Origin of the sequence: uncultured Lutibacter sp., from assembly GCF_947495725.1 — a bacterium.
In the GTDB taxonomy this organism is placed as follows: Bacteria; Bacteroidota; Bacteroidia; order Flavobacteriales; family Flavobacteriaceae; genus Lutibacter.
In genome coordinates, this window is the sequence record NZ_CANLZZ010000001.1 from 317,520 (window position 1) to 330,016 (window position 12,497).

Genomic DNA, 12,497 nt, shown 5'->3' on the forward strand with positions numbered 1-12,497 from the left:
CTAATATAGTTAAGAAATTTGATTTTTTATTTTAATCAACTCTGCTTTTATAGATTCCAAACGCATAATAATATCATGATTGCTCTTTACTATTTTTGGTTGTTCTTTCATTTTGGTCTTTGCACCCTCCAATGTAAAGCCTTTTTCTTTAACCAAATGATATATTAGTTTTAAATTTTTAAGATCTTCTTGAGTAAATAATCGATTTCCTTTTTTATTTTTTTTCGGTTTTAGAATATCAAATTCTTTTTCCCAAAAACGTATATGCGAAGTGTTTAAGCCAAATGCTTTTGCTACTTCGCCAATTTTATAATACCTTTTTTCTGGTAAATCTATATGCATTAGTCAAGTGATTGCCCTTCTTTTTGAGCCTCTTTTTGCATAGCCTCAAATTCTTCTGGAGATAAATTTCCGTAATAGAAATTAATAGGATTTATTTTTGTTCCATTTTTATGAATCTCATAATGTAAATGAGGTGCTTGCGAACGTCCTGTATTTCCAACAAATCCTATTAAATCACCTCGTTTTACTTTTTGGCCTTTTCGCACATTATATTTACTCATATGCGCGTATAATGAAATATAGCCAAACCCATGATCAATTCTAATATGTTTTCCATAACCAGCAGAACTTTGATCGGCTCTAATTACTACTCCATCTCCCGATGCATAAATTGGTGTACCACTTGGAGCTGTAAAATCCATACCCCAATGTCTTTTTCTAGCTTTTGTAAACGGGTCGGATCTCCATCCATAACCAGAAGCCATGCGTGTTAAATCTTCCTTTTTTACAGGTTGAATTGCAGGAATGGCAGCTAATAATTTTTCTTTATTCTCTGCTAATTTTACAATTTCATCTAACGATTTTGATTGTACATATAACTGCTTAGACAAAATATCCATATTTTTGGTTACATCCATAATCATTTGAGAATTATCAAATCCTTCCAAAGATTTGTACCTATTAATTCCTCCAAAACCTGCTTTTCTTTGCTCTTCTGGTATTGGATTTACTTCAAAATACAAACGATAAATATTATTATCCCTATCCTGAATATCCTTTAGTATTTTATCTAGTTGTGCAATTTTTTTACTATGTAGCTGTTCGTTTAATTTTACAAACTCAAGTTCGCGTTTTAATTCTTTTTCTTTTGGCGATTCAAATATTGGAGTAAACACAAAAAATCCAATAACCATAAAAATAAAACCAGCTACCAATGTAAGTAAAAGACGTCTTAATTTTTGCCCTTTTTTAGGTTTTATCTTCTGATAAGACAACGTATCTGAATCGTAATAATATTTTACCTTCGCCATTGTTTAAAATTGTATTATTTTTGCATTTTAAAACGCCAATGTATTTACATATATTGCGGCGCATAATTAACAAAATTACAAAATGTTTTACAATACTAGTAAAACGAACATTATTTAGCATATAATTAACGTATGAAATCACAAGAAATTCGCCAACAGTTTTTAGATTTTTTTGAATCAAAAAAACACGCAATTGTACCATCAGCACCAATGGTTTTAAAAAACGACCCTACTTTGATGTTTACAAACGCCGGAATGGTTCCGTTTAAAGAATATTTTTTAGGTCAAAAAAAGGCAACTAACAAACGTGTTGCCGATTCTCAAAAATGTTTACGTGTTTCTGGTAAACATAACGATTTAGAAGAAGTAGGAAAAGACACATACCACCATACAATGTTTGAAATGCTTGGTAACTGGAGTTTTGGAGATTACTTTAAAAAGGAAGCTATTGAATGGGCGTGGGAATTTTTAGTGGATGTTTTAAATGTTGATAAGGATTGCCTTTATGTAACAGTTTTTGAAGGAGCAAAAGAAGATGGATTAGGTTTTGACCAAGAAGCATATGATTATTGGAAAGAATTAATTGATGAAGACCGAATTATTAACGGAAACAAAAAAGACAACTTTTGGGAAATGGGTTCTCAAGGACCTTGTGGACCTTGTTCTGAAATTCATGTAGACATTCGTTCTGCAGCAGAAAAAGCAAAAGTTTCTGGTAAAAGTTTAATAAATATGGATCATCCACAAGTTGTGGAAATTTGGAATTTAGTTTTTATGGAATTTAACCGTAAAGCCAATGGATCTCTAGAAAAACTACCAGCGCAACACGTAGATACTGGAATGGGATTTGAACGTTTATGTATGGTAATGCAAAATGTACAATCTAATTACGATACAGATTGTTTTACACCTCTTATCAGAGAAGTTGAAGCAATTACTAAAAATGATTATGGTAAAAACGAAGAAGTAGATATTGCTATTAGAGTAATTTCAGATCACGTTCGTGCAGTTGCTTTTGCAATTGCCGATGGTCAATTACCGTCTAATACTGGAGCAGGTTATGTTATACGTAGAATTTTAAGAAGAGCAATTCGCTATGGATTTACCTTTTTAAATAAAAAAGAACCTTTTATATACAAGCTTGTTACTACTTTAAGCAATCAAATGGGAGCTAGTTTCCCAGAACTAAAAGCTCAAAAACAATTAATAACCAATGTAATTAAAGAAGAAGAAAATTCATTTTTAAGAACATTAGAGCAAGGATTGGTTTTATTAGATGGAATTATAAAAAATACGCAAGGAACTGAGGTTTCTGGTAAAAAAGCTTTTGAATTATTTGATACTTATGGTTTTCCAATAGATTTAACAGCCTTAATTCTTTCTGAAAAAAATATGACTTTAAACGAGTCTGATTTCAACATAGAATTAGATAAACAAAAAAATAGATCTAGAGCTGCAGCAGTTGTAGAAACTGATGATTGGGTTGTTTTAGCAGAAGATGAAGTGGAAGAATTTATTGGTTACGATACACTAAGTGCCAAGATTAAAATTACACGTTACCGTAAGGTTTCATCAAAAAAAGATGGTGAGTTATATCAACTAGTATTTAACATGACACCTTTTTATCCTGAAGGCGGTGGACAAGTTGGAGATAAAGGTTATATTGAAGTTGATAACGGAAACGTAATCTATATTGTAGACACAAAAAAGGAAAACAATTTAATAATTCATTTTGCCAAAAGTTTACCTAAAGACCCTACACAAACATTAAAAGCTGTTGTTGATGAAAAACAACGTTTTAGAACAGCTTGTAACCATACAGCAACACATTTATTACACCAAGCATTACGAGAAATATTAGGAACTCACGTTGAACAAAAAGGTTCTGCAGTACATTCTAAAAATTTACGCTTCGATTTTTCTCACTTTTCTAAATTAACAGTTGACGAATTAAGAGCTGTTGAAGATTATGTAAATGCACGTGTAGAAAACAAAATACCTTTAGAAGAATTTAGAAACATTCCAATGCAAACTGCTTTAGACAAAGGTGCAATGGCCTTGTTTGGTGAAAAATATGGAGATACAGTGAGAGCAATTCAATTTGGCAACTCTGTAGAACTTTGTGGAGGAACACACGTTGAAAACACTAGTGATATTTGGCATTTTAAAATTGTAAGTGAAAGTGCAATTGCATCGGGTGTTAGACGTATTGAAGCTATTACTGGAGACGCAACTAAAGATTTCTATTTTGAAAACAATAGAGCATTTTATGAAATTAAGGATATTCTTAAAAATCCGAAAAACCCACAAAAAGCTATTGTAGATTTACAAGAAGAAAATGCTTCTTTAAAAAAACAAATTGAAGGTTTATTAAAGGATAAAGCTAAAAATTTAAAAGGCGATTTAATTAATGAGGTTGAATCTATTAACGGAATTAACTTTTTAGCTAAAAAATTAGATTTAGATGCTAATAGTCTAAAAGATCTAGCATATGAAATTGGTGACCAAGTAGAAAACTTATTCTTTATTGCTGGAACTGAAAACAATGGAAAAGCTGGTTTAACTTGTTATATTTCTAAGAGTTTGGTTGAAACAAAAGGTTTAAATGCCGGTCAGGTTGTTAGAGAATTAGGAAAATTAATCCAAGGTGGTGGAGGCGGACAGCCATTTTTTGCTACGGCAGGTGGTAAAAATCCAGCAGGAATTGGTAAAGCGTTAAGCGAAGCAAAACGATATATTGTTTAATTAAATACTGTCACGTCAACCTCTACTTGATTCAGGGTCTCATCATATGATGCTGAATCAAGTAGAGGTTGACGAACATCATATTTATGAATTTTAGAACCAACATACAACTTACAAAAGAACATAATCAAATAGATTATAATTCTAGATTGTTGTTAATTGGCTCTTGTTTTTCAGAGAATATTTATCAAAAATTGGATTACTATAAGTTTCAAACTTCTAGTAATCCTTTGGGTATATTATTTAATCCTATTGCAATTGAAAATTTATTAACCAATGCTATAAACGAAACAGAATTCACAAAAAAAAACATATTTAACTTAAACGAACGTTGGCATTGTTTTGATGCACACTCTGATATTAGTGCAATTTCCGAAGAAGAAATTTTACAAAATTTAAATACGGCAATAACTTCAACAAATAAACAACTTAAAAACGCATCACATTTAATAATTACGTTAGGAACCGCAAGAATTTACAGACATATTGAAAGTGATACTATTGTTGGAAATTGCCATAAAGTACCTCAAAAAAAATTTTTGCAAGAACTACTTTCTGTTGAGGAGATTATTGATTCACTAGAAAAAATAATTACACTTGTTAAAGCAGAAAATCCTTTAATAAATATAATTTTTACGGTAAGCCCAGTGCGGCATTTAAAAGATGGCTTTGTTGAAAACACAGTTAGCAAGGCGCATTTAATTTCTGCAATTAATACAATTGTAGAGCCAAGGAATAACACGTATTATTTTCCTTCTTATGAAATTATGATGGATGATTTACGAGATTATCGTTTTTATAATAAAGATATGGTCCACCCAAATGAGTTGGCTATCAATTATATTTGGGAACAATTTAAAACTGTTTGGATTAACGAAAAATCAACTTCCGTTATGAACGAGGTTGAAACAATACAAAAAGGATTGGCACACAAACCATTTAACGAAAGCTCAAAACAGCATCAACTTTTTTTAAAAAAACTTCAACAAAAAATTTCTCAAATTAAAGAGAAACGCAACATTTCATTTTAAATATACGTCATTTACCGTATTGATTTCGGTTTTTATAATTATGACTTTTGAAGTATTAACTTTAAAATCAAACTAATATGAAAACATTTAAAAAATTTATGGTATTAACTATGACATTGTCATTAGTTTTATTTTCATCGTGCTCAAAAAGTGATGATGAAGGAGGAAGTGGAAGTGCTGCTTCTGGAACTTTAACTGCAAAAGTTGATGGTAAATCATATAAATCTATGGAAATTTCATCGTCAGCAACAGTTGCAAATGCTGGACCAGGAGATAATTTAATTATTATCGCCTCAAATAGTGATGGAAATGCTTTTGCAATAACCATATTTGGATATACAGGAACAGGAACTTATGACATTACGGGAGCAAACATTGGTGTAACAAATGTCGCGTCTTATTCTGAAACAAACGTTAACTTAAGTAACCCAACAGCTTCAACAACTGAAATTTGGCAAGCTCCTTATGATGCAACAAAGATTGGATCTTTTTCGGTATCAGAAGAAACCGACTCTAATATAAAAGGCACATTTAACTTTAAATGCAAGAATGTTTTAGGCGACAATTCAATTAAAAACATTACAGAAGGTTCATTTAATTTAACTAAAAAAACTTCCTAAAATTGTAAATTAATAATCTATCCATTTAATATACCTCATCAAGGTTACGCTCTAAATGTGTAACCTTTTTTATAAATAAAAACTATAGATGATGTTTAAAGTTTAACCCTATTCTTAAGTGAAACTAAAGCCACTTAATCTAAAATCCTCTCTTTTAATTAAAAATATACGGCATTTGTCGTATTGACTTCTGAGGCATTTTATTGGATTTTTGAATTAAGCATTCCAAAAACTCAATAAAACTAACACAAACTAAGAAAAATACTCTAATTATGAAAACTAAAAAATTCAAATTGCAAAAATTATTAATAGTTATATTTATAACTATTGCAACAACAATTACTGCGCAGAAAGCAGAGAACTCAGATTATACGTATAACGTTGGAGGAAAAATAGAAAAAATGACTGTTACAGATTCTGGGGTACTTTTAATTACACATAGTAAAGGTTTAGCTGGAGTTAAACCTGGACAAAATGACTTAGCTTTTAATTTTGATGACTATGGAAAAGTAAAAGAGGAAGAAATAAATATAATTCCTAACACTCCATATGTAATGGTTGGACAAGCTGGTTTTGGAGGCATTTCGGCGAAACAAAGTGTTATTGATATGGTTTCTGGTAAACGAATTTTTGACACAAAAGCAAATGGTTGGAAAGCTGCGCAACAACCTACTTTAATATTACCTGAAAATAAATTGATTGTATCAGGTCAACGTACTAGTAAAGAAAAATTTGCACAAGCTATTGGTATTTACAATATGGAAACTGGGGCAGAAGAAAAATTGTTAACACTTAAAGGTAGTGAAGCAATGACAGGAACACCAAAAATTATAAATGGAGGCTTAATTGTTTCAACCTACAAAAGGTTATATAGAATTGATATTGAAACTGGAAACGAAACTTGGACTCTTGATTTAAAAAATGTGTCATTCGTGGAGCCTGCAAAAGATAATTCTTTATACGCTTTTATTAATAAAGGTAAAAACCATGAAGTTCATAAAGTGAGCGCTTCTGGCAAAGAAATGTGGTCTGATGGTAAAAAACTAAAAGGACTTGTAACTAACTTTGAAATTACACCAAAAGGTTTGGCAATAGTTAGTGATGTTGCCTCTTCTGGAAAAAAGGGTATCGCTAAATTAGCCGCTGCAAAAGCCCAAAGTAATATTTCTTTTTTGTCTGCGTCTAATGGCGAAGATTTATGGGAAAAAGCTCCTAAAACAAAAGGTTATGTGCAACATTTTTATATTATGGATGATGGTATTCTGTTTGGTTTACAAGAAGGAGGTATTAATAAAATTTCATTTGATGGAAATGCATTATTTAAAAAACCACTAAAAACAGGAGAAAACATTCATACTATGGCTTTAACCAATAAAGGAATGATTTACATTACTGATGAAGATGCAAATATTATTAATTTAGAAACTGGTGAATCCATTTGGAATAAACCTATAAAATACAAACGCGCCAAAGCTGTAACAAGCACTTATGATCAAAATAATAAAAGGTATTTAATTAGTACCGGTGAGGAAATGATTGCTATAAATGAAGATTCTGGAGACATAAGTAACTTGGCATCCTATAATTTTGAAGAAAAAGAAGATCCTAACAATTTAGAAATTAGAGATGGAGGTCTATTATTAACATCAGACCAAAATATTATGATGTTAAATTTTGATGGAAGCGAAAAATTTCATCAATATTACAAATCTCCAGGAAAAAGTACTTTTGCAAAAATTGCATTAGCCACTTTAGCCGTAGCCTCAACAGCCGTAGCAATGGATGCTGCAGGAAGAGCTGGCGCAAACAAAAACTATATGGGACAGTATAATAGTTATGGTGCTCAAATGAAACGTACTTCAGATGCTTTTGCTGCAATTGGTTCAGCCTCTTTTAATGAAATGTCTAGAAGATTTAAAGCTACAGCCGCTACTGAAAATGCACAATTTATACTCTCTAAATTAGACAATGGAGTTGGACTTGTAAAAATAAGTAAAGACACCGGTAAACCTGTTAAAGAAATTATTCTAAATGACAAAAAACCAGAATATGAAGTTGATGAGTGGGGTGGTTTTTTATATTATATGGCTAGTAGTAATACTATTAACGCATACGATTTAAAAAAATAAGACTCAATTTCTTTTTCCAAGGCTGTTTCAATTTCTACAAGTTGAAGCAGTCTTTTTTCTATTAATAAATTTTTTTATTAATAAAGTTAGAATAAATCTCTTATTTCTTTTTTTGTATTTTAGTTAAAACTAACTATTTATGAAACTAAAACTAACCATCTTATTTTCAGTTTTTTTTGTTTCAATAGCTTGCGCACAAAGCAAAATTATTGACAGTTTAAAAATACTGATAAAAACTGAAAAATCCGATTCCTTAAAAATTAAAGCTTACGGTGATTTGTGTTGGTACTACAGCGGTATTTCGACAGATTCGGCATTTTATTTTGGTAATATTGCGTTGGATTTATCTAAAAAAACCAACAACCTAAATGGAGAAGCACAAGCATATAATGATTTTGGTATAATTCATTATAAACTATCAAATTTTGATACGGCTAATTCATTTTATAAAAAAGCTTTAGCTCTTAGAATAAAAAATAATGACACTTTAGGTATTGGTAGTCTTTACAATAAAATGGGAATTTCATATCAGAGAATTTTTAAAATGGACTCGGCCATATTTTACAATACGAAAGCTCTAGAGATTTATGAGAACATAAATCACACACGTTATATAGCGCTTATTAAAAATAATATTGCCAACATTTATTTTAATTTAAAACAATATGATAAAGCCCTAAAAGAGCATTTAGAAGTTGCAAAAATTAGAGAGGAATTAAATGATGAATTTGGGTTACTTCAATCCTATACTAATATTGGAAACTCCTATCTGTTTTTAAAAGATACAACAGAAAGTATCATTAATTATAAAAAAGGGATTGAAATTGCTAAAAAAAACAATAATGAACAAGAACTCTCTGCTCTTTATAATAATTACGGTGCAATTTTAAAAGATCAAAATCAAAATGATGCAGCAATTAATTATTTCAACAAATCTTTACAGTTAAGAGAAAAACTAAATGATAATTACGGTATTGCCAGTGTAAGACAAAACATTGGCGATTTGTACTTATCCACAGGTAATTTAACAAAAGCAGAAAAAAATTTGAGAAAAGGGCTGCAATTAGCTAAAAAAACAAATGCAAAAGAATTAGAAATGAAAGGCTATAAGGCGTTACTTTCGTTTTTTGCATTCAGAAAAAATACAGATAGTATCATTCATTATCAAAAATTATATTCCATTTCCCAGGATAGTATATTTAACTCTAGAATTACTAAAGAAATAGCCGATATTCAAGAAAAATACAATACGGCAAAACGAGAAAAAGAAATTTCACAACAAAAAGAACAACTTTTAAAAAATGAATTAGAAATTAAAAATAAAAACTTTTATACTGTCTTACTTGGTTCAGGGTTTTTAATTTTCAGTATTGTTTCTTTTAGTTTATTTAAACGGCAACAACACAAAAGAAGAGAATATAAAAATAAATTAAAACTTAAAGAAGCTCAAACTTATAACAAACTTCAAGATCAACGATTACGAATTTCGCGAGATTTACACGATAATATTGGCTCACAACTAACATTTATAATATCATCGATCGATAATTTAAAGTTTTTAACAGATTCAACTAATGAAAAACTAAAAAATAAACTCTCCGAAATTAATCAATTTGCCAATGGTACCATTGCACAATTAAGAGATACAATTTGGGCATTGAATAAAAACGAAATAGCTTTTGAAGATTTTCAAACTCGAATTTTATCATTTATTGAAAAAGCTAAAACTGCCACAACTAATATTAAGTTTAGCTTTAGTACTTCAATTTCTGAAGATTATACATTTACATCAATTAAAGGAATAAATGTTTTTCGAATTATTCAAGAAGCGATAAATAATTCTATAAAATATTCTAGCGCAACTGAAATAGCAGTCAACATTTCTGAAAATGAAAAAATTATTGAAATTTCCATAACCGATAATGGTATTGGGTTTGATTTACACAACATAAAACTAGGTAATGGACTAGAAAATATGCAAAAAAGAATTGAAGAAATTGGAGGAACAATACATATAAAATCAAAAGTAAATAAAGGAACTACAATTACCATTAATTGTTTAAAAAATAAGACAAATGCCTTATAGTTTTACTTAACCATAAAAACTACTTTTATAAAGTTAAAACTTATTTTATGAAATTAAGAATAGCCATTGCCGAAGATAATAGTTTTTTAGCTAAATCAGTTATTGAAAAGCTATCCTTTTTCTCAAATTTAGACTACAAATTTAAAGGGAAAAATGGAGCAGAATTGATTGGGAAATTAGAAGAAAACCACAATATTGATGTTGTTTTAATGGATATTCAAATGCCAGAAATGAATGGAATTAAGGCAACAGAGATTATAAAAAACAAATATCCACAAATAAAAATAATAATGCTCACTGTTTTTGATGACGATGAAAATATATTTAATGCCATTAAGGCTGGAGCAAATGGTTATTTATTAAAAGAAATTGATGCCGAAAATTTAAATAAAAGCATTTTAGAAGTTGTTTCTGGTGGAGCACCAATGACTCCAAGTATAGCACTTAAAACACTAAAACTACTACGCAATCCGCTTTCAATAACAAATTCAAAAGAATTAGAAGAAATAAAACTCACCAACCGTGAAACTGATATTTTAGAACAATTAAGTAAGGGACTAAACTATAATGCCATTGCCGAAAACTTGTTTATTTCACCCTCAACTGTTAGAAAACACATTGAGAATACTTATAAAAAGTTACAAGTACACAATAAAATTGAAGCTATTTCAAAAGCTAGAAAACACAATTTAATTTAATAAAAAAAGAGAAGCAATTGCTTCTCTTTTTTTATTAAATATGCTGTAAAACTTATTCTACAAACTTAGCAACATTTTGCCAAGGTCCACCGTTTATAACATCTATCCCTTGTTGTTTTAAAAATGAAGTTGCTTGTCCACTTCGTGCTCCACTTCTACAAACTGCAATTACTTTTTTATTCATTGCTTTAATCTCTGCAACTTTTCCAGGAATTGTGTTTAAAACTATATTCTTCGAACCATTAACATTCCCACTTTTAAACTCTTCAACTGTTCTTACATCAATAACAACAGCTCCGTCATTTAAATATTCTTCTATTGATCCTTCTCCACTACCTCCTCCAAATAAACCGAAAAAACTCATTCTTTTTTATTTTAAATTTTGCGCAAATATAAGAGATAAAATACTAAAAATAGTAACACTAGTTACTGTTTTATTTTTCAGAAACATTCTAACACCTTATAAATAAACCTAATAACGAGTAATTTTTTTTTAAATAGAGTGACTTTTTAGCAATAATTGTTTCATAATTATAAAAAAATATCTTTTGTATATTTAACCAAAATAAATTAAAATGAGAAGAGGGAATTTTAAAATAAAACTAATAATAGGAATTGGTATTGTATTGTTTTCGTTTTTTAAATACTATTCTAATAGTGAAGTAAACGAATATACTGGTAAAAAACAGCACATTTCAATGACAACAGATGAAGAAGTTGCTATTGGTTTACAAAGTGCTCCTCAAATGGCTCAGCAGCACGGAGGATTATATCCAGACCAAAAATATCAAAAATTTGTAGATGAAGTTGGAAAAAAACTGGTTAACAATAGTGTTGCAAAACAAACAAATTACAGGTATGATTTTCATCTTTTAAGAGATCCCGAAACTATAAATGCATTTGCTTTACCTGGAGGTCAAATATTTATAACTTATGCCCTATTTTCAAAATTAGAAAATGAAGATCAATTGGCCGGAGTCTTAGGTCATGAAATTGGTCACGTAGTTGGTCGACATTCGGCCGAGAGAATGGCTAAACAAGGATTAACACAAGGAATACTAAGCGGTGTAGCTGTTGGTTTTGACCCTAGCACAGCACAAGGAGCCGCGGCAATTGCCAATGTTATAAATATGAGTTATGGAAGAGATGATGAGTTAGAAAGTGATGATTTAGGTGTAAAATTTATGATTGACGCTGGTTACAATCCTGCTGAATTAATTGGTGTTATGGAAATTTTAAAAGCGGCTGCAGGACCAAATAGAACACCAGAAAGAATGAGTACACATCCAGATCCAGAAAATAGAATTGAAAAAATTAAAGAAGCAATTAAAAAATATAGAAAATAAAAAAAGGCTGTTTTAAAAACAGCCTTTTTTTATTTTCTATATTTTACCTTCTTTTCTTCTTATTCTTTTTTGCCTCAATAAGCGCTTTATTAATAACTTCATAGGCATCTTTTGCATTAGACAATTCTGCAAATTCTAAAGCTGTAATTCCATTTCTATCAGATTTTGTTTTTAATCTTGCCCCATTTTTAATTAATAATGCTGCAATTTTTGCCTTGTTATGCCTAGCCGCAAACATTAATGGTGTTAAACCTGTTGATTTTTTATTAACATCAACTCCTTCATTTATTAAGGTTTCAACCATTTCATAATTACCCATTTGAATTTGCTTACAAAACGAATTTACGTTTGTTAAATAAGAATGCGAACTAGAAATTAAATAATTTGGTTCGATTGATTTTGCTGATACTAATACTCCTGTAAATAGTGCGAATGCTAAGATTAATTTTTTCATTTTGATTTAGTTTTAAGTTAAAAGTTATATCTAAAAGACTGCTTAATTTTAATACCGTTACATCAAATATGGCCA

The 12,497-nt window shown here is 29.9% G+C and carries 11 protein-coding genes; 7 read left to right on the forward strand and 4 right to left on the reverse strand.

The features are described 5' to 3' along the window. Positions 1-9 precede the first annotated feature (9 nt). Positions 10-342 (reverse strand): MerR family transcriptional regulator, encoded by a 333-nt coding sequence (locus Q0776_RS01175; protein WP_298363807.1) that lies wholly within the window; start codon positions 340-342, stop codon positions 10-12. Next, positions 342-1,313 carry a M23 family metallopeptidase gene (locus Q0776_RS01180; RefSeq protein WP_298363808.1) on the reverse strand — a complete coding sequence of 324 codons (972 nt, stop codon included), beginning with the start codon at positions 1,311-1,313 and terminating at the stop codon, positions 342-344. Before Q0776_RS01180 ends, Q0776_RS01175 begins: the two co-directional genes overlap by 1 nt. Positions 1,314-1,445: 132 nt before the next feature. Here Q0776_RS01180 and alaS point away from each other — a divergent pair, with 132 nt between their 5' ends. The 6 genes from alaS (at position 1,446) to Q0776_RS01210 (ending at position 10,622) form a co-directional block, all read left to right on the forward strand. After that, entirely contained in the window at positions 1,446-4,058 is a 2,613-nt protein-coding gene (gene alaS / locus Q0776_RS01185; RefSeq protein ID WP_298363809.1) for an alanine--tRNA ligase, read from the forward strand. A gap of 86 nt (positions 4,059-4,144) precedes the next feature. Further along, positions 4,145-5,089, forward strand: a complete 945-nt coding sequence (locus Q0776_RS01190; protein WP_298363818.1) for a GSCFA domain-containing protein — start codon at positions 4,145-4,147, stop codon at positions 5,087-5,089. A gap of 77 nt (positions 5,090-5,166) precedes the next feature. Then, positions 5,167-5,709, forward strand: a complete 543-nt coding sequence (locus Q0776_RS01195) for a DUF6252 family protein (protein WP_298363820.1) — start codon at positions 5,167-5,169, stop codon at positions 5,707-5,709. Between the two features lie 272 nt (positions 5,710-5,981). Further along, positions 5,982-7,838, forward strand: coding sequence for a PQQ-binding-like beta-propeller repeat protein (locus Q0776_RS01200; RefSeq protein WP_298363822.1), 1,857 nt, complete (start codon positions 5,982-5,984; stop codon positions 7,836-7,838). Between the two features lie 139 nt (positions 7,839-7,977). Beyond that, entirely contained in the window at positions 7,978-9,924 is a 1,947-nt protein-coding gene (locus Q0776_RS01205) for a sensor histidine kinase (protein ID WP_298363824.1), read from the forward strand. A gap of 47 nt (positions 9,925-9,971) precedes the next feature. Further along, positions 9,972-10,622 (forward strand): response regulator transcription factor, encoded by a 651-nt coding sequence (locus Q0776_RS01210; protein ID WP_298363825.1) that lies wholly within the window; start codon positions 9,972-9,974, stop codon positions 10,620-10,622. Between the two features lie 52 nt (positions 10,623-10,674). Here Q0776_RS01210 and Q0776_RS01215 read toward each other — a convergent pair whose 3' ends face one another. After that, complete coding sequence (locus Q0776_RS01215) at positions 10,675-10,986, reverse strand: rhodanese-like domain-containing protein (RefSeq protein ID WP_298363826.1); 312 nt, start codon at positions 10,984-10,986, stop codon at positions 10,675-10,677. Positions 10,987-11,197: 211 nt separating this feature from the next. Between Q0776_RS01215 and Q0776_RS01220 the strand changes: the two genes are divergently transcribed. After that, positions 11,198-11,968, forward strand: a complete 771-nt coding sequence (locus Q0776_RS01220) for a M48 family metalloprotease (protein ID WP_298363827.1) — start codon at positions 11,198-11,200, stop codon at positions 11,966-11,968. A gap of 43 nt (positions 11,969-12,011) precedes the next feature. Here the strand turns inward: Q0776_RS01220 and Q0776_RS01225 are convergent, their stop codons facing one another. Beyond that, the gene (locus Q0776_RS01225) at positions 12,012-12,422 is read right to left on the reverse strand and encodes an ankyrin repeat domain-containing protein (RefSeq protein ID WP_298363828.1); all 411 of its coding nucleotides are present in this window, start codon (positions 12,420-12,422) and stop codon (positions 12,012-12,014) included. Positions 12,423-12,497 lie beyond the last annotated feature (75 nt).

Excerpts from the sequence above, each read along its gene's own strand:
- Q0776_RS01220 (WP_298363827.1), top strand. The coding sequence starts at position 11,198 with ATGAGAAGAGGGAATTTTAAAATAAAACTAATAATAGGAATTGGTATT.
- Q0776_RS01175 (WP_298363807.1), bottom strand. The coding sequence starts at position 342 with ATGCATATAGATTTACCAGAAAAAAGGTATTATAAAATTGGCGAAGTA.
- Q0776_RS01215 (WP_298363826.1), bottom strand. The coding sequence starts at position 10,986 with ATGAGTTTTTTCGGTTTATTTGGAGGAGGTAGTGGAGAAGGATCAATA.
- Q0776_RS01195 (WP_298363820.1), top strand. The coding sequence starts at position 5,167 with ATGAAAACATTTAAAAAATTTATGGTATTAACTATGACATTGTCATTA.
- Q0776_RS01180 (WP_298363808.1), bottom strand. The coding sequence starts at position 1,313 with ATGGCGAAGGTAAAATATTATTACGATTCAGATACGTTGTCTTATCAG.
- alaS (WP_298363809.1), top strand. The coding sequence starts at position 1,446 with ATGAAATCACAAGAAATTCGCCAACAGTTTTTAGATTTTTTTGAATCA.
- Q0776_RS01225 (WP_298363828.1), bottom strand. The coding sequence starts at position 12,422 with ATGAAAAAATTAATCTTAGCATTCGCACTATTTACAGGAGTATTAGTA.
- Q0776_RS01200 (WP_298363822.1), top strand. The coding sequence starts at position 5,982 with ATGAAAACTAAAAAATTCAAATTGCAAAAATTATTAATAGTTATATTT.
- Q0776_RS01190 (WP_298363818.1), top strand. The coding sequence starts at position 4,145 with ATGAATTTTAGAACCAACATACAACTTACAAAAGAACATAATCAAATA.
- Q0776_RS01210 (WP_298363825.1), top strand. The coding sequence starts at position 9,972 with ATGAAATTAAGAATAGCCATTGCCGAAGATAATAGTTTTTTAGCTAAA.
- Q0776_RS01205 (WP_298363824.1), top strand. The coding sequence starts at position 7,978 with ATGAAACTAAAACTAACCATCTTATTTTCAGTTTTTTTTGTTTCAATA.